The organism is Enterococcus sp. AZ040 (genome assembly GCF_050499185.1).
Taxonomy (GTDB): Bacteria; Bacillota; Bacilli; order Lactobacillales; family Enterococcaceae; genus Enterococcus_D; species Enterococcus_D entomosocium.
Genome location: NZ_JBMHEW010000001.1, coordinates 1,717,999 through 1,743,368, shown reverse-complemented (window position 1 = coordinate 1,743,368; position 25,370 = coordinate 1,717,999). Strand labels below are relative to the sequence as shown.

Annotated in this window: 29 protein-coding genes; 9 read left to right on the top strand and 20 right to left on the bottom strand. The window is 41.5% G+C overall.

Annotated features, from left to right (window positions below; genetic code table 11):
* Window positions 1–66 precede the first annotated feature (66 nt).
* The 4 genes from IGK63_RS08075 to IGK63_RS08060 form a co-directional block, all read right to left on the bottom strand.
* Window positions 67–543 carry a GNAT family N-acetyltransferase gene (locus tag IGK63_RS08075; RefSeq protein WP_016611801.1) on the bottom strand — a complete coding sequence of 159 codons (477 nt, stop codon included), beginning with the start codon at window positions 541–543 and terminating at the stop codon, window positions 67–69.
* 176 nt (window positions 544–719) lie between these two features.
* Window positions 720–944 carry a hypothetical protein gene (locus IGK63_RS08070; protein ID WP_005235901.1) on the bottom strand — a complete coding sequence of 75 codons (225 nt, stop codon included), beginning with the start codon at window positions 942–944 and terminating at the stop codon, window positions 720–722.
* Between the two features lie 159 nt (window positions 945–1,103).
* Window positions 1,104–2,069 (bottom strand): Gfo/Idh/MocA family protein, encoded by a 966-nt coding sequence (locus IGK63_RS08065; RefSeq protein ID WP_008379972.1) that lies wholly within the window; start codon window positions 2,067–2,069, stop codon window positions 1,104–1,106.
* Window positions 2,066–2,959 carry a MurR/RpiR family transcriptional regulator gene (locus tag IGK63_RS08060; RefSeq protein WP_016611800.1) on the bottom strand — a complete coding sequence of 298 codons (894 nt, stop codon included), beginning with the start codon at window positions 2,957–2,959 and terminating at the stop codon, window positions 2,066–2,068. The genes IGK63_RS08065 and IGK63_RS08060 overlap by 4 nt, the downstream gene beginning before the upstream one ends.
* A gap of 204 nt (window positions 2,960–3,163) precedes the next feature.
* Between IGK63_RS08060 and IGK63_RS08055 the strand changes: the two genes are divergently transcribed.
* The 3 genes from IGK63_RS08055 (at window position 3,164) to IGK63_RS08045 (ending at window position 5,703) form a co-directional block, all read left to right on the top strand.
* Window positions 3,164–4,189, top strand: a complete 1,026-nt coding sequence (locus tag IGK63_RS08055) for a Gfo/Idh/MocA family oxidoreductase (RefSeq protein ID WP_016611799.1) — start codon at window positions 3,164–3,166, stop codon at window positions 4,187–4,189.
* 72 nt (window positions 4,190–4,261) lie between these two features.
* Window positions 4,262–4,702: a heme-binding protein gene (locus tag IGK63_RS08050; protein ID WP_315042034.1), complete on the top strand. Its 441-nt coding sequence runs from the start codon at window positions 4,262–4,264 to the stop codon at window positions 4,700–4,702.
* 23 nt (window positions 4,703–4,725) lie between these two features.
* Entirely contained in the window at window positions 4,726–5,703 is a 978-nt protein-coding gene (locus IGK63_RS08045) for a Gfo/Idh/MocA family protein (protein WP_008379967.1), read from the top strand.
* A 62-nt stretch (window positions 5,704–5,765) separates the two neighbouring features.
* Here the strand turns inward: IGK63_RS08045 and IGK63_RS08040 are convergent, their stop codons facing one another.
* Window positions 5,766–5,954 carry a hypothetical protein gene (locus IGK63_RS08040; protein WP_005226063.1) on the bottom strand — a complete coding sequence of 63 codons (189 nt, stop codon included), beginning with the start codon at window positions 5,952–5,954 and terminating at the stop codon, window positions 5,766–5,768.
* A 180-nt stretch (window positions 5,955–6,134) separates the two neighbouring features.
* Here IGK63_RS08040 and IGK63_RS08035 point away from each other — a divergent pair, with 180 nt between their 5' ends.
* The gene (locus IGK63_RS08035) at window positions 6,135–7,460 is read left to right on the top strand and encodes a dihydrolipoyl dehydrogenase family protein (RefSeq protein WP_008379964.1); all 1,326 of its coding nucleotides are present in this window, start codon (window positions 6,135–6,137) and stop codon (window positions 7,458–7,460) included.
* Between the two features lie 242 nt (window positions 7,461–7,702).
* On the opposite strand, the gene IGK63_RS08030 is transcribed toward IGK63_RS08035, so the two are convergent.
* The 4 genes from IGK63_RS08030 to IGK63_RS08015 all read right to left on the bottom strand — a co-directional run bounded on the left by IGK63_RS08030 (window position 7,703) and on the right by IGK63_RS08015 (window position 9,955).
* Window positions 7,703–7,870: a hypothetical protein gene (locus IGK63_RS08030; protein WP_170920176.1), complete on the bottom strand. Its 168-nt coding sequence runs from the start codon at window positions 7,868–7,870 to the stop codon at window positions 7,703–7,705.
* Between the two features lie 307 nt (window positions 7,871–8,177).
* A complete protein-coding gene (locus IGK63_RS08025) occupies window positions 8,178–8,972 on the bottom strand; it encodes a hypothetical protein (RefSeq protein ID WP_005235915.1) in 795 nt (264 codons plus the stop codon).
* On the bottom strand, window positions 8,962–9,501 hold the full coding sequence (locus IGK63_RS08020) for a sigma-70 family RNA polymerase sigma factor (RefSeq protein ID WP_016611795.1): 540 nt from the start codon (window positions 9,499–9,501) through the stop codon (window positions 8,962–8,964). Before IGK63_RS08020 ends, IGK63_RS08025 begins: the two co-directional genes overlap by 11 nt.
* A 61-nt stretch (window positions 9,502–9,562) precedes the next feature.
* A complete protein-coding gene (locus IGK63_RS08015; protein ID WP_016611794.1) occupies window positions 9,563–9,955 on the bottom strand; it encodes a hypothetical protein in 393 nt (130 codons plus the stop codon).
* Between the two features lie 161 nt (window positions 9,956–10,116).
* On the opposite strand from IGK63_RS08015, the gene IGK63_RS08010 reads away from it, so the two are divergent.
* Window positions 10,117–11,361, top strand: coding sequence for a glycosyl transferase (locus IGK63_RS08010; RefSeq protein ID WP_034872653.1), 1,245 nt, complete (start codon window positions 10,117–10,119; stop codon window positions 11,359–11,361).
* 15 nt (window positions 11,362–11,376) lie between these two features.
* On the opposite strand, the gene IGK63_RS08005 is transcribed toward IGK63_RS08010, so the two are convergent.
* Window positions 11,377–11,862, bottom strand: coding sequence for an AmiS/UreI family transporter (locus IGK63_RS08005; protein WP_005235922.1), 486 nt, complete (start codon window positions 11,860–11,862; stop codon window positions 11,377–11,379).
* A 341-nt stretch (window positions 11,863–12,203) separates the two neighbouring features.
* On the opposite strand from IGK63_RS08005, the gene IGK63_RS08000 reads away from it, so the two are divergent.
* The gene (locus IGK63_RS08000) at window positions 12,204–12,458 is read left to right on the top strand and encodes a LexA family protein (RefSeq protein WP_034872651.1); all 255 of its coding nucleotides are present in this window, start codon (window positions 12,204–12,206) and stop codon (window positions 12,456–12,458) included.
* Window positions 12,459–12,490: 32 nt separating this feature from the next.
* Here IGK63_RS08000 and IGK63_RS07995 read toward each other — a convergent pair whose 3' ends face one another.
* The gene (locus IGK63_RS07995) at window positions 12,491–13,477 is read right to left on the bottom strand and encodes a DNA/RNA non-specific endonuclease (protein WP_016611790.1); all 987 of its coding nucleotides are present in this window, start codon (window positions 13,475–13,477) and stop codon (window positions 12,491–12,493) included.
* 409 nt (window positions 13,478–13,886) lie between these two features.
* Here IGK63_RS07995 and mgtE point away from each other — a divergent pair, with 409 nt between their 5' ends.
* On the top strand, window positions 13,887–15,251 hold the full coding sequence (mgtE, locus tag IGK63_RS07990; RefSeq protein WP_016611788.1) for a magnesium transporter: 1,365 nt from the start codon (window positions 13,887–13,889) through the stop codon (window positions 15,249–15,251).
* A 152-nt stretch (window positions 15,252–15,403) separates the two neighbouring features.
* Window positions 15,404–16,345 carry a ribosome small subunit-dependent GTPase A gene (rsgA, locus tag IGK63_RS07985; protein ID WP_016611787.1) on the top strand — a complete coding sequence of 314 codons (942 nt, stop codon included), beginning with the start codon at window positions 15,404–15,406 and terminating at the stop codon, window positions 16,343–16,345.
* A gap of 313 nt (window positions 16,346–16,658) precedes the next feature.
* Here the strand turns inward: rsgA and IGK63_RS07980 are convergent, their stop codons facing one another.
* From IGK63_RS07980 to IGK63_RS07965, 4 genes are all read right to left on the bottom strand, one after another.
* Entirely contained in the window at window positions 16,659–17,012 is a 354-nt protein-coding gene (locus IGK63_RS07980; RefSeq protein WP_429972472.1) for a DUF2200 domain-containing protein, read from the bottom strand.
* A gap of 96 nt (window positions 17,013–17,108) precedes the next feature.
* Entirely contained in the window at window positions 17,109–17,396 is a 288-nt protein-coding gene (locus IGK63_RS07975; RefSeq protein ID WP_005226077.1) for a hypothetical protein, read from the bottom strand.
* Window positions 17,393–17,671: a hypothetical protein gene (locus tag IGK63_RS07970; protein ID WP_016611786.1), complete on the bottom strand. Its 279-nt coding sequence runs from the start codon at window positions 17,669–17,671 to the stop codon at window positions 17,393–17,395. The genes IGK63_RS07975 and IGK63_RS07970 overlap by 4 nt, the downstream gene beginning before the upstream one ends.
* Before the next feature lie 36 nt (window positions 17,672–17,707).
* The gene (locus IGK63_RS07965; protein ID WP_016611785.1) at window positions 17,708–18,076 is read right to left on the bottom strand and encodes a hypothetical protein; all 369 of its coding nucleotides are present in this window, start codon (window positions 18,074–18,076) and stop codon (window positions 17,708–17,710) included.
* Between the two features lie 213 nt (window positions 18,077–18,289).
* Here IGK63_RS07965 and IGK63_RS07960 point away from each other — a divergent pair, with 213 nt between their 5' ends.
* Window positions 18,290–18,676 (top strand): hypothetical protein, encoded by a 387-nt coding sequence (locus IGK63_RS07960; protein ID WP_016620132.1) that lies wholly within the window; start codon window positions 18,290–18,292, stop codon window positions 18,674–18,676.
* Window positions 18,677–18,836: 160 nt separating this feature from the next.
* On the opposite strand, the gene IGK63_RS07955 is transcribed toward IGK63_RS07960, so the two are convergent.
* From IGK63_RS07955 to IGK63_RS07935, 5 genes are all read right to left on the bottom strand, one after another.
* Window positions 18,837–19,247, bottom strand: a complete 411-nt coding sequence (locus IGK63_RS07955) for a hypothetical protein (protein ID WP_016611782.1) — start codon at window positions 19,245–19,247, stop codon at window positions 18,837–18,839.
* Between the two features lie 1,442 nt (window positions 19,248–20,689).
* Window positions 20,690–21,538, bottom strand: coding sequence for a sce7725 family protein (locus IGK63_RS07950; protein ID WP_016611778.1), 849 nt, complete (start codon window positions 21,536–21,538; stop codon window positions 20,690–20,692).
* A 15-nt stretch (window positions 21,539–21,553) separates the two neighbouring features.
* On the bottom strand, window positions 21,554–22,222 hold the full coding sequence (locus IGK63_RS07945) for a hypothetical protein (protein ID WP_034872648.1): 669 nt from the start codon (window positions 22,220–22,222) through the stop codon (window positions 21,554–21,556).
* Between the two features lie 87 nt (window positions 22,223–22,309).
* Window positions 22,310–22,948 carry a hypothetical protein gene (locus IGK63_RS07940; protein WP_034872646.1) on the bottom strand — a complete coding sequence of 213 codons (639 nt, stop codon included), beginning with the start codon at window positions 22,946–22,948 and terminating at the stop codon, window positions 22,310–22,312.
* 136 nt (window positions 22,949–23,084) lie between these two features.
* The gene (locus tag IGK63_RS07935) at window positions 23,085–25,352 is read right to left on the bottom strand and encodes an AAA family ATPase (protein WP_016611773.1); all 2,268 of its coding nucleotides are present in this window, start codon (window positions 25,350–25,352) and stop codon (window positions 23,085–23,087) included.
* Window positions 25,353–25,370: the final 18 nt, after the last annotated feature.

Here is a 25,370-nt window from a genome sequence, read left to right as displayed (position 1 = left end):
GATTGCTGTAAAGGATGGCAATTGATAGAAAAACCATCTCTGCCGATGAAAGGCGAGATGGCTTTTTTATTTCGCAGCAATTTTTTTCGTAAAGGAGACAAAGCAGATTGCTGAAGAGGTGCTTTGAAACCTGCCTGTTGGGGAATACCCCAAAGAATGATAAAAGTGAACCAGCTTGGGTTCTTGCAGGATCGTATTCAAATGTATCGTATCTGTTTGTACGTTCCTTTCAATCAAGGTCATTGCTTGTCTACCGATCCCGCGGTTCTCGTAGGAGGGAAGAAGGGCGATGGAAGATAGCTTCGTCGTATGCTCCTGCTCAACCGTCAGTTTTAGGAAGCCCACGGTTTTCTGAGCGGTCATGATTAAATAATAAGTGGTATTCGACGCAGAAAACTTTGCGTTTAGCTTCTCAAAACTTTGTAAATAGGGAGAAGTTTCTCCATCTTGATAACGGAGAAAGAGAGATTTGAAGGCAGCTTTTTGTATCAAGTAGATAGAAAGTAAATCGGAAAGCTTCGCTTCTTTAAGCTGAATGAGCATGCACACTCCATAAAAAGTCAGACATCATTTGTTGAAAGACATTGATTCGGTATAGAAGGTCCTGATGAAAAAGCCATCGAAGAGCAGTCTTTCATTGGCTCGTTTCCGTTTTGATCCTTCCCTCAACCAGAGGTTCAAAAACGAAGAGATCCGCAGGGCTTCGTGCCAACGGTGTTTTATTGAAAAAGATCATTTATCGATGTAACCAAGTCGTCATAGGTTTGACCGGTAGCGATTGCATAAACGGAAAGCAAAAAGACGAGGGCTGCTGCCAGCACGTAAAAAATTCGGAGGCGATAACCGTCACCTGTCCGGCGATTTTTTACAAAAGTAAAAATCGTCACAGCTAGATAAGCGAAGGTCAATAAACAAATAAGATACGTAATAATTTCTGGTGTCATGGGCGTTTTCCTTTCTTTTTCTATTTGTATAAAAATATACTCAATAAATATAATATAACCATTTCGATACCGTCAAAGAAAGCGCTCAATTTTTGATACAAAAAACTGACCGAGTGGTAGCCACTGGTCAGTTCTATTCAAAAACGATGGGGCATGATCTTAATTGTCTTTTTTTTCCGCATCTAGCAAGCTTCTTAGTTCATCTGCTAAAGCGATACAGGCAATACTATCCGTTAAGGACATCAGGGAATTTTCGAGTTGTCCTTGTGCAAGAGCGGTGTGAACTGCTTGAATCTCTGAATGGAAATCATCGATCTCGTACCCAATATCATAGACCGTGTCTTCTTGGTCAATCGTCACGGTAAAAGAAGCGGGGCGATGGAAGTTGGGGATCGTGATTTTCCCTTTTGTTCCTTGTAATTCCGCCACCGTCTCTTTTGTTTGGTCAAATCCAGTCTCAATCACTGCAACAAAGTCTTCACTGACAAAGCGTGCTTCAACATAGGTATCAACCCCAGTTTCATAAAGGCTGTAATCGATCATTTCGGCAGTTAAATTTTCTGGTGAAAAATCTTGGATAAAGGCTAAGTTATAGATCCCCATATCCAGTAAAGCACCCCCTTGTTTTGGCAGATAATGGTAAGAACTGCCTTCGACTGGTAAATGGCGGCGAAAAGTAGTCGTGACACTTGTTAGCTCACCGATATGACCACCATCCACAAGTTCTTTTAGTTTGCGATACGCTGGGGTGAAGCGTGGCTTCATGGCTTCCATAAAGAAGACTTCGTGTGCTTGGGCTTGTTTTTGTACATCGCGCATTTCTTGTGCAGTCAAGGTTGCTGGTTTTTCACATAAAACAGCTTTTTTTGCTTGAAAGGCTTTGATGATCCATTCATAGTGATACAAATGCGGCAAAGCAATATAAACGATATCGATAGCTGGATCATCTAATAGGTTTTGGTAGTTATCAAAGACGGCATCACACGGAAATTTTGCTTGAAACGCTTGCGCTTTTTCCATCGTACGACAAGCAACCCCATAAAGCTGGGCATCTTGAAAATTTTCTAAACTTGCAGCAAAGCGATTGGCGATATTTCCGGCACCAATAATTCCCCAATTGATCATTTCATTTCCCTCTTTTCTTCAGTTGACGGGTATTCTGAGAGAATCCCTGATTCCAAAACAGATTGTTTTTTTCTTAACTCGACAATATTTTTTTGATATTCTTTGGCATACAGCAAGGCAAACAGTGAATCTAAAATATACTCAAAGGCGACCTGTGAAGAAAAGGTACCGACTTTGAGAAAATCACGTTCATCATGAGAAGCGATGATCGCATGGGTCGCTAATGGGATGATTTTCGCATGGGCGTTGCCAGAGATTACGATCACTGGTACCCCAACATCACGAAAGTGTTGCATGATTTTTTCGTATTGTGTATTTTTCCCACGATAGGTAATAAACACGGCACAATCATTTTGCGTGACGTTCGATGCATTCCACGCATCATCCCCATATTCATCCGCAATGATCAGATACTTATTGATTTTGACCAACTTATTTTGAAAACTTCTTGCCCGGATCTGAGAATCACCGCGAGCAAATAAGAAAATCCGCTGCGCAGCTTCCAACGATTGCACCACTGCTTCCATCGTTTCTGGAGCGACCTGAGCGTGGGTTTTGTGGATCGAGTTGATCGTTAGATCGGCCATTTTTTTCATAATATCAGGTGTTTGATCCTTGGGCGAAAAGGGAAAATTCGCGTCAACAAAGGTTGGGTTGAACATCTGATTATGGGCAATTTCAGCCAGACCTAAGCGAAAACTTTTAAATCCTTCATACCCCATCTTTTTGGCTAGACGAATGACGGAAGAGTGGGATGTGTATGTATGCTTAGCGATGACTTCAATCGTCAACGAAGGCACATCATTGATATTTTGCAAAATATAATCGGCAAGCCGCTTCTCCGTATTGGTCAATCCTTCTTGAAGCCGTAATTTATCTCCTAATAACATCAAACCACCTCTTTCTAATCATAGCCTAGGACAAAGAAAACCAAAAGCAAAAACTGTACCATTTTGGCAATTTGGTAAAAATGTTCAGAACCACTCAGCAGTTTGCGAAAAAGTCTGGTCAAAAGAACCTGTTTTTGGCAAAAGACTTCTCATTTCGAAGGATATCAGCAATAATCAAGCTATCAATTCATAGGAGGCGTCACAATGTTAACTATCGCATATCTCGGAAACGGAAAAAGCACCAATCGCTACCATCTGCCTTTTTCAACCAAGCTGCAGGATAAGATCAAAGTAAAGACGATCTATTCACCAAGCGGCAAGCTGACCTGGCCAACACTAGAAGGCGTTCATTACACCTCTGACTTAGAGGATATCTACCGTGATCCTGAAATTCAATTAGTTGTGGTCACGACCCCTAGTCATTTGCATTATAAATTAGGCAAGGATGTCTTGCTCCATGGGAAAAATGTCTTGATCGAAAAACCTTTTACGGAAACTTCGGCACAAGCAAAGGAATTGTTCGCACTGGCGCAGGAGAAAGGCTTGTTTGTGCAATGCTATCAAAATCGCCGCTTTGATTCCGATTTTTTGACCACGCAAAAAGTGATCGAAAGCGGCGTGCTCGGAGATCTCTTAGAAGTAGAGATGCATTATGATTATTTTCGCCCAGAGATTCCACGGTCAGTGACCGAATTTTCACTGAATACTAGCTACTTGTATGGACACGCTTGTCATACACTGGATCAAGTGATCTCCTATTTTGGGCAACCAGACGATGTCCATTATGAGGTTCGGCAATTGCTTGGAAAAAATCGCATGAATGATTACTTCGATTTGGATCTGTTTTATGGTCGAATGAAAGTCTCAGTCAAATCTAGTTACTTCCGATTAAAAGAACGGCCTAGTTTCGTCGTTTATGGTGAAAACGGCGTTTTTGTTAAACAAACGAAGGATCGACAAGAAGAGCATCTAAAACAGTTTTATCTCCCGGATCATGCCGATTTTGGGATCGATTTACCGGAACACTATGGCACACTAACTTATATGGATGCTAACGGTGACTACCATGAAGAAAAAGTCATCTCTGAAATTGGTGATTATAGCCGTGTGTACGAGGGCGTCTATGAAACGATCATCAATGGTAAAGAGAAAATCGTGAAAGACGAAGAAACGATTTTACAAATCGAAATGCTAGAAACAGGCATCAATCAAATGATCACTGAGTCATAAGGCAGGGTGATTATGGGGCTTTTGACAAACAAAGCGCCTGGAGGCATCAACTGACTCAACGAAAAGGAGTAGATACGAATCGAACCTTCAGAAATCCTGCAAGAAGAACAGCAGCTGCAGTTTGCTCATTTTGACAATGACCTCGCATTGCGGTTGGTTATTGCCATCGATCAGTACGTTAAAAGGAACTACCCGAAGCCGGTAGGAATCAAAGTTGTTCATCATGGCTTGCCGATCATTCGATTTTTAATGGCAGGGCGAAAAGAAAGCCCTTGGCTTGAAAGAAAAGAACGAACGGTACTAGAAAGCGGGCATAGTTCACTATACGTCTATGCGCAAAAAAATAGAGATATACAATTTGCTAAATGGGCACAAGACGAACATTATGCAATTTGTGGTGGTGGTTTTCCAATTATCGAAGACAGAAATGTAACGGGTGCTATCTGTGTGTCAGGTTTGGCTCATTTAGAGGATCATAAAGTGATCACCGAGGTATTGAAACAAATGATCTAAGAAGATAGAAAAGGGGAAGCAAGATGAACTTAGCGATTTTAGGGGCAGGCATGATCGTCCATGATTTTTTGACGGTGGCAGGGGATGTCCCACAGCTTGAACTGTCCGCTATTTTTGGGACAGAAAATGATTTAGAGAAAATGAATCACTTAAAACAGCAATACGGGATTCAAACCGTCTATACAGAGTTAGGGGCATGTTTGGCGGATCCCTCCGTTGACACCGTGTATGTCGCATTGCCCAATCATTTGCATTATTCCTTTGCCAAAGAAGCGATCCTCGCTGGCAAACACGTCATTTGTGAAAAGCCATTTACGTTGCAGGCACGAGAATTAGTAGAATTAACAGAATTGGCTGCTGCCCATGGGGTGCTTTTGATGGAAGCCATCACGAATCAGTACTTAGCCAACTACCAAGGAATAAAAGCGCAGCTTGAAACATTGGGAGAGCTGAAAGTGATTGAATGCAACTATTCGCAATATTCTTCTCGTTATGATTCATTCAAAGAGGGAACCGTTTTACCTGCATTTAACCCAAAAATGGGTGGTGGGGCATTGATGGATATCAATATCTATAATATTCATTTTGTGGTCGGGCTTTTAGGAAAACCTAAAAGTGTCCGCTATTTTGCTAATGTCGAAGAGGGGATCGATACTTCTGGCATGCTGTTTTTAGACTATGAACAAACAAAAGTCGTTTGTATTGGCGCCAAAGATTCGACAGCGACGATTCGCTCAACGATCCAAGGGACGAAAGGATCGATCATCGTCAATGGACCGACGAATATGCTTGCCAGCTATGACGTTGAACCGGTCAATGGGGCAAAAAGCCATCAGGATCAAAGCGTTCACGGACATCGTATGTTTGAAGAATTTGCCCGTTTTGCACAAGCCATTCACGAAAATGATCATGCCTTTGTCAAGGAACGCCTTGCACATAGCAAGCTGGTGATGGAAGTAGTGGAAAAAGCATTGGCAGATGCCCAGATTGTATTAGGATAATCGCATCAATGTGGAAAGACACCAGCTTCTTAGAGAAGTTGCTGGTGTCTTTGTCTGTTGTCTTATTTTTTCTTCTTTAAACTCAATAAGGTTAGTGGGATACCCAAGGTGAGATAGCCGACAATTGTCATCAAACAGACGACCAGCCAAAAGTTATCTACTGCTAGAAACGCAATCAGGCCATAGGCCACCAGAATCGAGAGGAAATAAAAAAGAAAGAGCTGAAAAAAACGTTTAAAACTCACAGTCATTCATTCTCCTTTGTCGTTAAACTGACAAGAAAAGTATACCATATCAAACGCAATTTTAAGGGATGATTGTGATCATTCGCAGGAGCCGTTAAAGGCGAATTGTTTTGTGGGCTGACCGTGATTCGCTATACTTGAAGGGAAGAGAAAGAGCAGGATTTTTTTAAGAGAAGGAGGAGACAGATGAAAAAGGTGGATGTACTGATTATCGGAGCGGGTCCAGCTGGTACGGCTGCTGCCTACGGGTTAAAAGCCAAAGGAAAGACAGTGGCGATCGTCGAAGCTGATTTATGGGGTGGCACGTGCCCCAATCGCGGGTGCGATCCGAAAAAACTACTGATGCGAGGCGTAGAAGTCAAAACAGAGGCGAAACGTATGCAAGGCAATGGCGTTCAAGGGCAGGTAGCCATTGATTGGCCGGCACTGATGGCGTTTAAGCGCTCGTATACTGATCGTGTGCCGGAGTCAACCAAACAAGGGTTACTAGCAGAAGGAATCACTACTTACTACGGACAAGCCGCTTTTCGTGATGCCCATACGGTCGTCGTGGACGCCGAAGAGATTCAAGCAGAAAAAATAATCATTGCGACAGGACAGCGTCCAGCCGTACTACCAATCGTCGGCAAGGAGCATTTACAAAACAGTACTGATTTTCTTTCCTTTGAAAAGATGCCAGCAACGATTGCTTTCATAGGTGCTGGATATATTACCTTCGAATTGGCGATGATCGCTCAAGCAGCAGGTGCTGAAGTTCATGTGATTCATCATAATGACCAGCCACTAAAAGGATTTGATGCTGAATTGACCGCAGAAATGGTTCGTTCAATGCAGGACCAAGGTGTTTCGTTTCACTTTAACCAGAACACACAGCGAATCATGAAAGAACAAAACCACTATACAATTCAGACACAAGCGTTGTCTCTCACCGTAGAAGCAGTGATTGGTGCCACGGGACGCAGACCCAATAGCGATCAGCTGCAACTGGAAAAGGCAGGGGTAGAAACGTCAAAACAAGGGATCGTTGTAAATGAGTTTTTGCAGACTAGTCAAACACACATCTACGCAATCGGAGATGTGCTAGCGAAAAAGCAGCCAAAACTGACGCCTGTTGCTAGCTTTGAAGCCGCCTATCTTGTCGAGCATATAGATGACCAGAAAACGCCCATCCGCTATCCGCTAATCCCTACGCTGGTTTTTGGTGCGGAAAAACTGGCAAGAATCGGAATCAGTGAGCAAGAGATTGCCGATCATGCCTCAGAATATCATAGCGAGGTGATGGATCTTTCTTCTTGGTACACCTATCGACGAATCAATGATCAAGAGGCAAAAATCAAATTGGTTTATGACACATCTGATACAATCGTTGCTGTCACGATTTTTTCTGCATTGGCGGATGAGTTGATCAACCACTTCGTTTTTGTGTTGGAAAATCAGCTATCGAAAGAAGCACTGGCACAAATGATTTTTGCCTACCCCACACCTGCTAGCGATTTGTCCTATTTTCTATAAATAAACAAACAAGCCTGCGCTAGTTTCCGCTAGCACAGGCTCTAAATTATTATGTCCGTATTGACTATAGTCTGCCAACCTTAAATGAACCTTAAAGTTAGGCTGGGTTTCATTTAAGCAATGTCTTTGTTTTCTAGTAACCCTAGGTTTAGGCTTTTTTTGAAAGCCGACGGACAGCAACAATCAGTACGATCGATGACAAGAAGAGTCCGATCAAATAGATGATGAAAATAAAATCCGGCTCATAATGCCGATAATTGAATATTTTTATCATAAAAAAGAGAAACGGGATCGCTGCAATAAGGGTTGAAACGAAACGTTTCCGCCATTGTATGAAAAACGATCCAATCACTAGAAAAAGACAAAATGGGACCCAGAAGATCAGATGTCCGATAAGTTCGATTTTTCACACCTCCTAGCAAGTAAAATCATCATAACGTTTCTTCCTAAAAAGCAAGCGTGAATGAAAAAATAATCCCATTAGGCACGTATGAAATTATGAGTGGAGTCTTCTGAAAAGTTCACAAGAAATCTGAGAATTTCAAAAGGAAATGAAAATCGAGCAATTAGGAATGTCCCAATAGTCCGAGACAAGAAAGCACCTGTTGCAGCATTCGTTTTCACTTGAATCCTGCAAGAGGTGCTCTTCCGTAGAAAATCTGGTGCTTTATTCAATTGATATCAAAGAAATGATTAGGAAGGAACGGCAGTCTTTTTTTATGGCAAGATATTCTTACTATACAAAAGGGAAATGATCATACCTATATCCAATAGATCCTTATAATAAAATCCTTTCAGTGGACCAAAGTGTAAGAAAAATCCGAGAATCAGTAATACAAACAGCAGCAGAAAAAGCAGGTTGAAAATGGTCATCAAGCGAAAACTGAAATGCCAATTACTCAAGAAATACTGATATTTGGCTGCTCTGTAAATTTTGTTTTGAATTGGAATTTTCTTGAGTGCAGGGATCGATTCATGATAGGACGTAAATAATTCGTAGTCTTTTTTCGTCAGCACTTCTGAGAAAATGTGCGTCCCCGCTTGAAAGTCGAAATAGCCCCAATGGAATTGTTCTTTATCCTCTGGTGATTCGTGCTTCATCAGCTTTCTTGGCTTGATGGTGAACGCCTTGATGTTCTCATAGGGGTAACTGAAATAGGTGTTACTTTCTAAATAGTCGATGATGACCAGAAAAAGCATTCGGGTTTCTGTGAAAACCAACAAACGATTGCCGCGGGTATCATGAAAGATGTCACGGTATGCTTTTGCTTTCTCAGTTGTTGCATACGCATAGGCGCCAAGCCCTTGGTTGGCGAAGGCGAGGTTTCCATCTGGCGTCAAAGGCAGATAGCCAAGAATCGTTTCGTCTTTTGCTAAAAGCGTCCGAAGCTCCTCTAATAGATCTTGCAAGAAAACATATTGTTTGGACAGCTCGAAGGTTGTTGCTTTTTCTTGTTCAGTTACTTTTATCAGTGATTTATTTTCATTTAAGACTAACTGTTTAAAATCCATCGATAGTCATCCTTTCTTTTAAGCGTTTGCGGCCACGGGAAAGACGATTGTAGATTGCTGAGACATTTAAGTCCGTCTGCTCTGCGATGGTTTCGGGTGATTCCTGATAAAAATAGTAGAGCAGAAAGATCCTTTGATCAAGGGCTTCAAGGTCTTCAATAAAGCCCAAAAAGTTTTCCTTTGTTAAAGGTGATTCTTCAATAGCTAGTTCCTGCTCATCAACAGGTTTTTCTTCCAATGAGCGCTTGTTCAACTTTCGCTTGTGGTCAATCGCACGACTACGACTGATCAAAAGCAGCCAAGTAATCAAGCGGCTTCTGTCAGGTTGATACGCAGCAATCTTTTGCCAAACCTCGTAAAAAACTTCGTTCGCTACATCTTGGCGCTCGCTCACTTCATGCGGTTGGGAGAGGACACTATGAATCGTCCTCAGCATGCTATCACCATAAACAGCTAACAGTTCTTCTAAGCCGACATAGTCTTTCTTTTTGATTCGTTTAATGATTTCTTCATCCTGCACCTTTTTCACCCCTTCACACTATATACGAAGAATTTTTGTCTTTTCTATCAGAAAAAGAAAAAAACCTCTGTTAACGAGGTTCATGTTCTTTGGCCAGAAGATCTGTTGCTAAGCGCTGTGCCAAATACTCCCAAAGAATGCCACCAAAAAAAGCGCCTATCATATAAAGAGTGGCTGCTTGCAGCTCCAATGGATTATTTGCTAGCCGGAAAGAAAACAGCGAGCCGATGATGAATAGGTAGCTGCCAAAAAGCACTTGCCGCCACGAGCGTTTTTTAACAAACTTGCTAATGAGAAAGGTTGAAAGGATCATCAAGAGAATTTGGATGAATGCCAGAGAAGGAAAAAGTGCAAAGTCAGAAACAACCATTTCCCTCAATTGTTGAATCAAGAAAAAGAAAGCAAAGAGAATGAGCCCGCGTGAGAATATACTAAGCCGCAAGGAAGATATTTTTTTTCGCATTGGTTTACTCCTTGAAAGGTTTTCTTTATTATAGCAAATTTTTAGTTAAACAATGTAAAAAGATGAACGAGAAGGTCTGCAAAAAACTTCTCCTAAGTATGCGCTCTTTTAGTATACTTGTAAGAAACGAGTGGATGGACTCGATACATGAGGAGGATTGCATGCCAATGATTCTTTTTGCACCTGCGGTATTCAACTTGGCTGAAACGACACGGATGATCGAAGTCGCTAAACAAATGCAAGGAAATCACCACTGTGAGTTCTTTGGTTTTTCAAAGACCTTTGCTTCACTTATCATTGAAAGTGGTTTTACGTACCATTTATTGACGCCGACTCTGACAGAAAAACAAGAGGAACAGATCATAAAATTAGATCAACTGCGCTCATTCAAAAATCCCTTCACCAAAGAGATGGTTGCTGCGCGTATCCTGAGCGAAAAAAAACTGGTCGACAAGCTTGCTCCTCAGGTGATTGTAACTGGATCGAATGTCACGATCTTTCTATCTGCTCGCAGCAAACAGATTCCCTTAGTCTACGTAAAACCCTATGCGATGAGTGATCCCTTTTTTCGATCAGATAGCGCGTTTATCCCTTCTAGTTTGCGTTTCTTCGGACCGTTAAGGAAACCACTTTGGTATTGGACAAGAAAACAATTGGTAAAATCCCGCTGGATGCCCCGAGCATTCAAACACGCTGCCCAAACAGAAAAACTTTCTATGCCTGAAACGAGCTTACGAATGATGGACGCTGATTTAAATCTCATCACCACTCCTGAACGCTTTATAACAAAAGAGCTGCTGCCAGATAATTATCGAATCGTGGGGCCGATTTTTGCCAAGATGGGGGCGTCCTTGCCAGAAGAAGTGTTGACTTTTATTGAACAAAAGCGGCGGGAAAGAAAACGAATCGTTTATTTTGCAATGGGCAGTTCGGGGAATCCGCGCATGGTGCGAAAAATCTCAGCTTTCTTACAAAACCGTTCGGAACTAGCGATCATTGCTCCGGTTACTCATCTACTCAAGGGGAAACACAACGTCTCAAAGAATTTGTTCCTGACCGAATATCTGCCAAGTCATCTATTGCATGAGCATATCGATTTTTCTTTTATCCATGGTGGGGAAGGGACTGTTCAAACAGCTTGTGCCTCTGGGAAGCCGTTTATCGGAATCGGGATGCACTATGAGCAAAGCTGCAATATTCAGTACTGCGTGGCGTATGGCAATGCAATTGCACTGACAAAACCAGTAACTGAGAAAAAGCTGGAAACTGCTCTGACAGAGGTTGGAGATCTGAAGATTTGCCAACAAGCCTGCCAGCTAAAGAATCATTTCCCGACAAATGGTCCTCAGAAGGCGATGCAGGAGATTGAGCACTTTTTAGAAATAAACAATAGTGATTATCATTGAGATAATCACTATTGTTTAATAGAGATCTAATAGCATCAGCAAACCTGGGACCCACGTAGTGAAGATACCGCAAGCGATCGCAAAATAATGAATCTTACGACCAAAGTTTACCTTCACGATCGTATCCAAAAAGCCGCAAAACCATAATGCTCCCCATGTTAACCAAATCAGTGCAAAAAGGGGATCTTGCTCCCATTGCCAAGAGACCCAGGCAAAAGGCAAGGTATTGATGGCTACGAATAGCGCAAAAATTCCATAAATCCGTAGATCCAAACCAAAGAGATAAATAATTCCTACTAGTAAATACGTGAAGGCAAAGAGAAAGCCTGTGCCTGCTTCATAATAAGCACCTTGGAGCATATAGATTAGATTGATAATGAAAGATAACGAACCTGTAAAAAGATTAATTAAAGCAAGTGAACGATAGTCAATGTGAAGTAAACTTCCCCAGCCGTTGATTATCAAAGTAATTCCTACAAAAAATAAGCCGATCCCTAACATAAAATCCTCCTTTACTTAAATTTAGAATAACAAATTCCAAGAAAAAATAATACCTTTATTTATTTTTATGTCAATAAAAAGGAAAATAATTTTCAAATTTACTATTTTTTGCTGTTAAATTTGATAAAATCAATAACAAAGAGCGCTGCTTGCCGATGTTTTTCTCGTTAAGGGGAAAATTCCAGCGTTTAAAAGGAACTTTAACTCGTTGGAAGAATGGGAAAAGAGAGAGGAACAATAGATTTTCAGTGTATTAATTGGACAAAAAGCTGACGAGGCAGTAGCTTATCGGTTTTTACGAATTTGCAGCAGTGAAGACTGTTTTGCGGAAAGGAGGAATTATGCCGAGAAAAGATCGAATCTTACTTTTTATTGACGAATATATGCAAGCTCAAGGTTGCGCACCTACCATACGAGAAATCTGTGCCAATGAAGAGATAAAAACAACTTCTTTGGTTTATCGTCATTTATTGCGTCTTGAAAAAAGAGGCCTGATTTACCGAGCTTATCGCTTTAAGTCACGTTCGGTTCGTTTTACAGACGAAGGGAAGGCCTATGTCAAAGTGTTGCGACAAGCACAAACCAACGAAGAATAAATAAAACCAAAATAAAAAAGCCTAAGGCTTTTTTATTTTGGTGCACGGTAGCCGGCAGCTTCCGCTTCAGCGATGGTTTTGAACCATTCTTTCGGGTTGGTAGTATCCTCGTAGTATTTAGATCCGGGCAAATGATAGATGCCGCTTCTTGATCCTTTGATCAAACCGTTTCCTTGTTGATCGACATATTCTTTCTGTTTTTCCTCTGTTTCACTGCTTTGAGAAGTGGCTGTTGTCGTGTTGTTTTCACTACTTGTAGCATTCTCCGGCTGCGTCATATCTTCGTTGGAAATCTCGCTGCTACCATCCGCATAGTTGATTGTGACACCATCTTGGATGTTGAAGATATAATAGTTGAATTGGATCGTATCCTCGCCAATAGATTGGGCTTGCATCTGTACCCCACGGGCAACCAGCTCGTCATCGCGATAGATCGGGGTGACGGAATATCGGACATAATGATTTTTATCTTGCTTGAGATAATAGTTGATATCCATTTCTAAGCGCAACATCTCGGGATTGTTCAACTGACTTGTCCCTGTGATCAGATTCTTCCAGTTTGCATTTTCGCCAGCTAAAGCAAAGCCAATCAAGTGGGTTCGATTATATAAATATTTCCCATTAGGGAGCTGTTTATTACGCCAACCTGTCGGTTTTACACTGGAAATATCGCCACGCTTTTCCGTGGGCATCAAGGATTGATTCAACATTGCTTCAGCAGAGGTCGCACGATTGAGGTGATCGAGGTCGCCGTATGCTTCCCAGGCGCCATTTTCAAGGGAAAGATCATCTTCTGAAAACTCAGGAATGTTCTGATTGACTTCAATCGTTTGGGTGCCTTGGTAAGTTAACTGTGCCAGCTCATCTGCACGAATATCCTTAGCAGAAGTGATTGCCACTTCTGATGATGGTGTTTTGTGATTTGGGAATAGATCATTACTGTGTAGGAGACTAAATCCGACTGCTGCGAGTGCGAGAAGCGCAGTGACCGATCCGATAAATGTTTTTTTCTTTGCCATCTTTTTTTGCCTCTCTTTTCATTGATGTATAGTTAGCATAAACGGGGAGTAAAAAAACTGCAACCCATTCATCATACCATTTGCATGGAGCGTTTTACAGAACTTTCAGGTTTCTTTTGCTTTTTGATCTCAAATGTTCTTAACCCACTTTCTTTACCAAGGGAACATGCCTGATTGGTTTTTTTTATTTGCAAGTCAAATTTTTCATGTTTTAAAAAAACTATGTGATATAATGAATAAAGTTGTTGCTATTTCCCTTTGATGCTTGTTTTAATAACAGGCATCTCCAGCTGCGGAACGAAATTTCAGCTGTATAGCACGCAACCTTCAAACGAAAGAAATCTGGACAATTTTCTGAACGATTTCCTTTCTTTCTTTGAGCAAAATTACAGGAGAAGGAGTGTATCCCATGAACCAGCAAGAAACCATCTTACATTATTTAAATCAGAAAGACTCTGAAAAATTAAAAGAACTCGTATCAGGAATGGAAGAGCTGCCGCTGTTACAATTGTTCAGCAATTTATCCGCGGATGAAAAAGTGATCGTTTTCCGACTATTACCAAAAGATAAAGCACTTATCCTGTTTGAAGATTTGACACCAGCTACACAACAACACTTATTACGCTCTTTCACCGATGAACGGGCAACCGAGTTTGTGAACGAAATGGCACCAGATGTCCGAGTAAGACTCTTGGATGAGTTGCCAGCGACCGTAACACAAAAACTTTTACAATCAATGGCACCGGATGAACGTGCTGCAACAAACCTCTTATTAGGGTATGAGGCTGAGACTGCTGGACGTTTGATGACACCGGAATTCATCACATTGAAAAAAAATATGACGGTCAATCAAGCGTTAGAAAAAGTGCGAATGCAAGCCAAAGAAAAAGAAACGATTTATACGCTTTATGTTACTGATCAAACGAAAACATTAGAAGGTGTTTTGTCGCTGAAAGATCTCTTAATGGCGCAAGGGGATCAACTCATCAGTGAAATCATGTCCCAAAAAGTTATTTATGTTACCACGGACACGGACCAGGAAGAAGCGGCACGTTTGCTAAATGAACTAGATATCATTGCGCTACCAGTCGTAGACAAGGAATCGCGAATCGTTGGGATCATCACTGTCGATGACGCCATCGATGTCATCGAGCAAGAAACGACAGAAGACATGTTTAATGCCGCTGGTTTAGTCGATGTTGCTTCTAATGAAGCAGACCGTAGTAACGTTCTGATCAACGGCACCCTTTGGCAAATTTGGAAAGTTCGATTGCCGTTCCTAGTGATCACTTTGGTTGCCGGTCTTTTAGCTGGGGTAGTCATTGATGAATTTGAACAAACATTGGAATCGGTGGCAGCCGTTGCGATTTTTATCCCTTTGATCATGGATATGGGTGGAAACGTTGGTACACAGTCCTCAACTGTTTTTGTTCGCGGGATGTCATTAGGGCATATTGATCTTTCGACCTTCACTCGCCATTTCTTTAAAGAAGTTTGGATCGGCTTAAGTCTAGGTTTGATCGTAGGGGTCATCTCTGGGGCTGCTGCATCACTTTGGCAAGGAATCCCGATGTTAGGTGTGGCTGTTGGTATTTCGTTAGTTTTTGCCATGACCTTAGCCGCAGCACTTGGCTTCTTAGTCCCGTTTGTACTGATTAAACTAAACATCGACCAAGCAGCCGGTTCGGCACCGATCATCACATCGATCAAAGATATCGCCGGCTTGTTTATCTACTTCGTTTCAGTAAATGTTCTTTTGGGTCATTTGCTTTAGCATACTGTCCGTTCCGGTGGTATAATAAAGCGACATCACATGATGAGCACAACATAGAAAGGGGAAATGTCTTATGACAAATCAAATGAAGCAACATCAACTCGGAGGTTTCTCTTTTTAAGTGCGGCCTCCTAACTAACTGGAGGGAAATCATGGAAAAACAAGGAATTGTGGTCTTTCAGGCCAAAGATATTGCAAAAGTCCGCTTGACCACAGGAGAAGAATGTTTAGCAACGGTTTCAGGAAAATTTCGCCAACAGGCACTAGCGCCAAAGGATTATCCGATCGTTGGTGATTTTGTACAAGGACAGGTGTACGATCAAGATCATTTCTTGATTGATGCTTTGCTGCCACGAAAAAGTTTTTTACAACGAAAAGTAGCTGGAAATCGCACGGACGAGCAAGGCATTGCGGCGAACATCGACACAGTTTTTATTGCAACTAGTGCCAATGAAGAATTCAATTTGGCTCGGTTAGAGCGCTTTGTAACGATCGCTTGGGACAGTGGGGCTAATCCGGTGATTCTCTTGACCAAAGCCGATCAAGTTACTGCTGATAAAAAAGCAGAGCTGCTGCAAGCATTAAACGATGCATTTGGTGTGAAAACATTTGCTACGTCCATTTTTGAACCAAACGAATTGCTGATGGAAACGTATTTTTCTGACGGACAGATCAGCGCATTTATCGGTTCATCTGGGGTCGGAAAGTCCAGCTTATTAAATCAGCTTATGGCGCAAGACGTTCAAAAAACCAATGACATACGAGAGGATAGTCGAGGACGACACACGACGACGAGTCGCCAGTTGTTCACTCTGTCCTCTGGCGCAATGATCATTGATACTCCTGGCATGCGGGAAGTTGGCATCAGTACCGTCCGGTCAGCTTCGATCGACCAATCCTTTGAAGCGATCAGCCAGTATGCTGAAGGTTGTTTTTTCAGAGACTGTCGTCATGAAACAGAACCGAAATGCGCGGTCAAAGCGGCCATTGCTGCCGGTGAACTTTCAGAAGAAGCTTTCGCCCGCTATCGTAAAATGGAAAAAGAACTGGCGTATTTGAAGCGAAAAGAACAGATCAAAGAATTGAAAAAGTAAAAGTTAGCACTCCTTTCTTTAAGAGGAGTGCTTTTTTGTACGTGTTAAGAGAGTCTTGTTGAGTAAAGAAGAGGGACGTAGACAATGTCCTTGTGTTTTCACGAAAAGTCGGCCAATTCCACTGGGCACTACATGCTAAATGGTTGAACTAAGCTAAGAACGCCTGTCTGGTTGAAAGCTACCGTCAAGAAAGTCAGTATAAAAAAACACAGTGGGGTGTTTTCCCACTGTGTTTTGAGCAATGATTTGCCCCTGCCAAGGTATTTCAAGTATAAAGCGTTGATTCTTAAATAGCAACTCGAAAAAAATCGCCTCATTCAGCAGAGCGCAGAATTTTCGTCATGGCTTTTCCTTTCGCCAGTTCATCGATCAGTTTATCTAGATAACGAATTTCTTGGACCATTGGCTCTTCGATCTCTTCTACCCGAATGCCGCAAATGACACCAGTGATCTGCTTTCGTGCGGGATTGAGCTGAGGGGCTTGACTAAAAAAACGTTCAAAAGAATGCTCTTCATTCATCTGTTGCAGCGTTTCTTGGTCATAACCGGTCAGCCAGGTAATAATCTGATCCACTTCTTCTTTTGTTCGATTTTTCCGCTCTGCTTTGGCAATATATAGGGGATAGACTTTCGCGAAACTCATTTGGGTGATCTTTTGATTTTTCATGATATACTCCTTTAGTCTTTACACAAAGTATACTTTATTTTCTTCGTTTTGCCGAGATTTTCGACACTTGTTGTGTGCCAAAAATAGGCGAGGGGACTAAAGAATGATCTTTTCTTCTTGTTCACGAAACCCTAGAACTTTTTGACGTGACTCGCCATCCCAATAGAGTAAGTCCAAATTCTTATGCAGCATTAGCTGTGTATATAATTCTTTCAGCGTCAGAGCGGGTTTTTTTGGTTCAAAAAATAAAATCAATTGGTTATGGCTATCTTGGGCGATCGTCGTAAAAGGAATCAGGTTTTCTTTGTAAGTTAAATAAATTCCTTGGTAATCTGCTGCACTCGACGACGTTGTCAGTGCTGTCAAGAGGTCTCTTGCTCTCATAATGAACCCGCCTTTACTGTTTTTTGTCGATAGGCATCGATATCCAACATGATTTTCGTTTTGCCGTACACCGTATACTTTTGCACCACGAATTGACGGCGCTTATTCCAATAGCCGCCCACGGTTAGAAACATACCGTCATCAACATCCCCTAAAAAATTCAAACTGTGTTTCGCAATCAAACAGTTGGTGGTACCTAGTGTAAAGCGGACCAAAGGGGAGGGGGCAAAGGAGACGATTCTTATTTTTGAGACAGATCCTTTTTGTGTTTCCATCAGGTATTCCTCCTTTAGTAAGTAGTAAAAAGCGGATCATTCGTTGAGATCAAACCATTTTTTCTCTTCATAAAAAGCAACGTGACGAATCTCATCATAATGGATTTTTTCCGTTGTTTCTCCCGTCAAATAAATACCTAATGGGTCATAACCGCTGATTTTCCCGATAATATCTGGAGGATAGCCGCCTTCTTCATTAACTTCTTCTCGTTGGATCGCCACAGTTAGGTTCTTTTTCATGGCTTCAAATAAACACTGATTGATTTCTTCCGTTGTGAGTGACGGCTTAGGTGGACAATCAAACTTACGTGTCGGTTCCTCTTCAATTTCAGTTGTATGCTCAGATAAAAAGAATCCTTGCCACTTTAGCTTTTTTCGATCTTCATATGGTTGTAGCATACCCATAGCAATCACCTCTTATCTATATAATACAAACATACGTTCTCTTTTGTAAAGCGAACAGATTTTTAAATTTCTGATTCTTCTATGAAACATCTAAAAAGGGCATCAAACAAGGGTCTAGTGGTGGGTATCGTTTTTTTGCACTATATCTGTTATAATTTATCCTGAAGCGACGATGAACGATTTGGAAAATAGCTGGCGAAAAAGGAGAATAGTATGTCTGGATTAATCGTGGTCCTGCTTACGATCTACTTTGCAAGTAGGAAAGATAAAGAACAGTGGCTTTTTGATCGCAAACGATTGACTATTCTGGCGCTTATGTTTGTGATCGTCGGCATAAGTTGGGGCTTAAATGACAAAATAATGAAGGATCCTCTGAACCAAAATATTAGAAGTAATTTACTGTTTAATTATTCGTTTCCCTTATTGATATGTATGCTAGGTTTATTTATCAAAGAAATACCACGTTGGGGACGGATCGTGACTTTGTCATTTGGCTTTATGATTTTCGGGTATTTAGCTTTGCACTATTTGATAGGTTTTCACAACCCGTATTGGGAAAATCTACAGCTAAGTCCATTGTATTGGCTGCCAAGTGACTAGCCATACGAAAGTATCGCCAATGGAAACGCAAAAAAGCACTCCCTTTATTGAGTGCTTTTTTGCGGCTAAATAACTGCAGCAAGGTGTTTCTTTTCCCAAAAAAATAGGTTAGACCTAAGTAACGAGGGGATCATATAAGGAGAAGTCATGACTGTTTAAATCAAAACGATTGATTCATGACTAAACCGTGTCTTTTGATCATTGCCAAAGTAAAATATGCGATGAGCGTTCCTGCAATACCAAAAAGTAAATCGATTCGATCAGGGGTGTTCATAAAGCCAAAGACAGTCTCGCTCAATAGATTGGCAATGAGTAAGAGCAGGGTCAATAGCGTGACGGCTTTAAATGGCGCACCTACGAGAAGCCAAAAGTACCCCAGTAAGCCAATAATCAAACTAATCGAAAAATTGGAGATATGAAGATAAAAGTCAGCATACCTCGAAGTAAAGAAAGAAATGTCCAAGTACTTTGATAAATAGAGGAAAAGGGCTGTGAACACGAAAAGTAAGTAGAGGAGTGACGCCCATAGCTTTGGTAAAAAGGCTAGCTTTAATTGATTATTCGTTTTCATTTTTATTCTCCTTTTTAGGAATTGTCAGCCATACTTATGAAATTGCTTTTATCGGGTATTAATTACACAAATGGAAAAACAAGCTGCAGACTAGGCAAATCAGCTGGTTTGATTTTACTTGCCAACGAAATATCCTAAGTTATCTACCTGATTTTAGGGTTCTTTTTTATAGAATCATGTAACGGGTATTTGTTAGCATTTGCAACATCTAAGCACTAGTGTTAGAACTTTGAAACGGATTGGCTATATATGAATAAAGTTCGAGAAAAAAGCTCAAAGATTTTCAAAATGATTATAGCATACAATCAAACCGATTGGTTCGTAAATCAAGGCTAAGGCTGATAGCTTGAATCTGTATTTGCTGAGATAAAGAAAGTAGGACGACGAATCCGCAAGTACTTGCTACCAGACAGTTATCAATCTGTTAATCAGCAAATCAAAAAAAGAATCTGAAGAACATGTAAAACAAGAAATTCTTAGTTTTAATTGAATTTTAGGTGCATTAGCGACAATCTACTGATAAAAGTCATTCGGAGGGAGGTAAAATGATACAAAATTGTTTTGAACTATTTAGAATGGCACGAACCCTTTTTTGAATGTAACTTTGTATAATATATATTATGTAAACTAAAATAAAAAATTTTTTGAACACCGTATTTAGCTAGTAATTGTGCGACTCTCCTCTCTCTTATTCATGATTATTTCCTTCACATTAACCTAATTAGCAGCATAATCCAAAAAAACGGTTATTTAAGCGATAGTTTAGGATTTTTGTTTATTTTACGACTGACAAGAAAATCAATTGACAAATTATATCTGTACCTTTGTCTGTATTTGATCTTGTTGATCCTTGAATCTTTGAATTCAAAGATAGTTTGCAGCTGCTGGCCAATCTCAATGAATCACTCAATGCTTAATGAATCGCTGTTCACGATTTTATCAGTAATGATTCGTACATAACCCAGCCAAATTTGTGCTAACTAAATAGCCTAATGGGAATCTTGATCACAGGCAAACCAGCAACGATAAACAAGAAAAGTTGAGTTGCGTTCAGTTTTCACCTAAACGGATCCAATTCCCATAGCGAGTCCTAATCAAGGGATCACAGTCATCTAAGTACAATTTTCTTTTTGTTGCTGCTAATAAAGCAATGACAGCTACGGAAAGTTTCAAACTATGTAATACAGGATCGCCGAAAAGACAATGATCAAAACGACCAAAACAATGATTAGTTGATTTAAACGTCGAATAAGCAGGTTTTTCTTATTTTTTTCAAATTCTTTTCCTTCATTTCGATAATATTCTCTATCTTTTGTTCCCACGAGCGCCAACTCCTTTTCCCTGATTTTATCACTATCCTGAAAACAATGGGTGCAATCAAGGTGTTTTGTACAATAAATGGCAGTATTTTGTTAGAGCTTACCATCGTATACGTATAGAGACTAAATAAGACGACTGACGAGTTCTAAGTGATTCATAACCGCAGCTTTCCGAATAACGCCCATACCTGGAAACGACCTTTGCTGATAGGCAGCAATTAATAGCTGCAGCCCAGCTGTTTGTGTAGGATACTCTTCTTCATGCTGTAACAAAGCTTCCATGACTTCGAAAAACTTTTCTTTCTGATTTGGTAATTCTTCCTCAGAAAATAAGTGAACGATTCGCAAATCTTGCTCAGTTGTCGGATAGATCCAATGCAAAACCAACCGCTTTGAGGGATAACTGTGCTCATAATAAATTTTGCTATCGACAGAAAAATCACTAAACCCAGCATAACCCAATTTTTGATAAAGATGATGGGTTTTTGAAAACCCTTCGTCCGGACATTCTGTATAAAAACTATTTTTAGGTAAACGGGTAAACGGATCTTCCATCAGTAGTTTCGGGCCGTTGATTTTATTTAACAAACGAAACTCTTTGCCTACCAGCACCGGCAGTGTATTTTCCCGCCAATCACTAGCGAGTGCTGGGTCCGCTTGATGAACGATCCAAAGATCAGGCGTTTCTTCCACTGTTTCAATGGGTCGATCTACGATCATTGCTTTAGGGGCAGCAACATTTTGCAACTCTGCTAACCCCTCTGCAGTCAGAAAAGCCCCAGCCTGTGGATTGCGAACAAGATAAAAAGGATGCTGCTTCCTTTGAAACAGGTCAATGGTCGTCCAAAACGTTTTTGATTGCTTGACCGGTTCAATGATCGGCTGGATCGCTTCTGACAAGCGATCTTGTTCCAACAGTGCTTTCAACGCCAATAAATCAAATTGTTTTCCACGAATATACGGGAAGTACATCTTCTTCTCTCCTTCTTACTTGCCTGATAAAAAACGTTTTTCCAGCGCTTCATAGGCTGCTCTCGTAGCGGCCAATTCTTCTTTCAAGGCTTCGATCGCTTGCAGCTGAGTATCTTCAATAAATCGATCATAGTAATTGACTCCACCACCGAACAAGTCATACTCAGGCTGGCGTTTCTTCAGTTCTTGGTACAAACGTTCTGTTGAAAATACCCGCAATCCTCGAGCAGTCTGTTTTGCTTTGCCGACTTCTCTCGCTTGTGCCGAAATCAACCGAAACAATAAGCCATTTTCTGGAACCTGCAGCTCTTGCCGTTGGGGTTTCTTTTCGACACTGAAATACCCTTTGCTGCCCGTTTCTTTTTCAAGAAATGCATGATAGACCAAAACACCAATTGTAGGTGCAATCTGATCTTTGACTTTTTCATACAAAGACTTGGGTAAGACAAAATAATTATAATTCCCAATAAAGGATAGTTTTGCTTTTGAGCGAAAATCTGCCAAACTAACTTTGAGTTCGTAGCAACGCCATTCAAATGTATTTTCAGTCGTCAAGCGACAACTCAAAGTATCCACGATGCCGTGATCATCTGGCATGACTACCTCTTCTACCACAATATCACTGTTTTCACGACAATAATAATAAAGTGCCTCTTCCATTTCTAAAGTTAAGGATGTCTTCACAAATTCACGACCTTTGTCTTGTTTCACCTATTATAAAACATATGTTCGCATTTTAAAAGAGGGAAATAAAAGCAACCTATCATCCCCTCACTCATTCGGGCATCCGTTACCGAGAATCTCTTCAACCGTCCTCTTTGTACCGCGGAATCGTAACAAAAAAAGCAGCAAGAGCACACCAAGTTGCGTGATTAATAGACCTTTAAAGGGAAATTCAAAAGTAAAGCCTGCGGGAAGATGAAAGAAATGAAAAAAATCCTGCAGTGCTTTTTGACTAAGCCACAAACCGCTGACAAGCCCTATCAAACCAATAACAATGCTTTGAATGCCTACAAAGAAAAGCTCTTCTAAGGTGACCACCAACGGAGACTGTCCTAACAACAACCGAATACTCAGGGATTGCTGCTCCTCCCCCATCAAATGAAAACGATACATGTGATTGCAGTGCCATAAAAAGGCGGCGATCAATCCTATAGCTAGAATGCTAAGTACGAAGCGCAGCAAATGCAAAAAGAAAAGCCAACTGGCATATGTGAGATCCATCTGATTCTCACCACTATTTGTTTCGTAGTGCAGCCATTGGTGAAAAAAAACTAGCCAATTCTCTGCAAAGATAGCAATGATCAGTAGAAGAATCGCCAATACACCACTCATCAGCAAACTGCGCCTACGAAGTGCTGCGTGCCAGCCGAATTGGCAAGGATAGTAGAAGTACCGCCATTTGTTCATGATAGCCCTCCTTTTGGCGTCTATTTTACAGAACTTTTCAAATTTAGACAAACATCTTCTTGTTTACATAATATAATTATGAACAAAAAAGAGTGCGGCACGTAGCCCACACTCTTTTCCTTTTAGCTATCGACGTCTACAAATACCTTGTCAGCAGCTGCAACAAGCGCTGCGGAAATTCTGTTAGATTGGAAAGATCAATAAAGCGTTCTTCCCCATAAATCGCTTTGATCACCTCTTTGTCTTGGCCAATGGCAGCTGCCAGAAACAGCACCCCTTGTCGTTCATAGTCAGCGATCACTTGCTGAATATCTTCTTTGGCTTTTACCCCTGTATAATCAGGAAGAGCTTTTGGCTGGCCATCACTGATATTCAAGAGTAATTTAGTGGTTGCCGGCTGATGAGCGAGCTTTTCAGCTAGCACGCGCAAGACAGCCCCATCACGGTTATTTTGCCGAGGCTTCATTGTCATGAGTTTCTCTGGCACAAATTCAAAGCCTTCATTAAATTCTTTGTAAGCAAAAAGCGAGGTTTTTTCACGAGCGGTCACGTCCGCTGTATCGCCATAGATCATCAATGGCAAAGATAAACGTTCGGCAAAAGCATTCACCGCTAAGACCGCCTGTTGCGCATACAATATCCGATCTTCTCGAATCATCGAACCCGATTCATCGATGCGCAAAGCAAGAGCTAAGGAAGGCTGTTCATGAGGTGGATTCTTCTTGTCAAAGGTCCGGAAATCTTGATACGCAACCTTGCTGGCATCAAAGCGTGTGCCGCTGTACTTACCTTTACTGTATGCCGAAGCTTGTTCATTTTCCAATACTTCTTGGGTTTGCTTGATCAATGACTCTACGATCGGCAGCAACGGCTGCAAACGCTGTTGGGCTTCAGTCGCTTTTTCTAAATCGACGGGTGGTCGATGAACGATCAGCCCTTCTTTGGCATGGATTGATTCTTTCAATGCTTGTCGTGCTGTCTTTGATGCCGTGGTTTTCTTTTCTTTCTCCTGGGTTTCATACGCTTCGATCGACAAAGAATGAGCAGCAGGAGCTGGCTCTTGTGCCTCACTCCCAGCTTTTGCTTGGCCATCATGACTATTGCGTTCCAGTTCTTCTGAAAACGTCGCCTCAGTTGCTGCGTTTTTCGCTTCTTGTTTGTCAGAATCACTGGTTTCCATCGTTTCCGCCTCAGTTTCTTGATTGGGCGTCTCAAGGACTTGTTCATTTTTTAGGACGGGCGTACCTTCTTCCACTACATTGCGCTGGTCCGCCTCTTCGCTGCTGATTCGACGCCCTTTGATTTGTTGTTTAAAAGCATTTAGTGGTTGTCCAGAAAACAAAAGTCGCAGTTGCGCCAATAACCCTGAAGCTTCTAGTGCCTGTTGTAACAGAGAAAGCTCATTTGGATCGGTGGTGATTTTGTATAGCACTTTGCTATCAATTGCAGTAAAAGGATCTTGTCCTTGTTTGACTGCATTTAGCCAATAAAAATAGGAACGCATGCCCGCCACCCCTTTGATGGCATTGGCTTTGGCGGTCACGTCTAGCAAGCGTATGATCTCAGCCATTTTCTCCGCAGTCGTTTTGTCTGGATAATTGGTTTTGGCAATGCCTCGCTGCACCATGACTGCCAGCTCAGGTAAATCCATTTTTTCAGCATGCTGCATCCGGTCTCGCAAGGATTCGTTCAAGGGGCGGTTGCCTTGGTAATTCCGATTCGTTGTGATGATCACCACACAGTCAGGGTGTCGTCGGACGAAGCCAGTCGGGATATTCAGCATTCCATTTTGTTCAAGGGCCGAGTTTAGTGCCACTAGTACCGAAGCATCACGAATGACCGTTGGCTCTTGAATCTCAAGCAAGTAGCCTTTTTCCAGCGCCCGTACGATTTCGGAGGGATAAAATTTGTATTGAATCGTAGGTTGTTGATCACTGGTTTCGATTCGTTCGATCAGTTCTGCAAATTTCGCCCGTGCCCGCTCACGAGTCAGGGAAAAATGCCGCTGGATCAACCCCAAAACATCTTCAAAACAATCACTTTGATAAATCGCATCCAGCAAGTCCTTGTCCTCTTCTTGGTCGGTGTTGATCACTGGTAATAAAGCACCAAACACATCTGACTTATCCATATCCGCAAAGCAGGTGATTTTGGTGTAGGGCAGTTGCAGGTCGGCAGAAAGTGCCTTTGCCAACTGGGTCTTGCCGGAACCAGCATCGCCTTCCAACAACACATTGAAGATCTTCATTTCTGGATCCGTCCAGTTCAACGCGATCTCTGAAGCGATTCGCAGTTCTTCGGCACTGGTCTGATGACTTTGTGGTTTCTTCCAAATCATTGTTTGTTCTAATTTGCTAAAAGCGCGTCCTTTCGTTACGACAAAAGACGGTTGAATTTGTGTCATGGTAATCTGCTCCTTTTC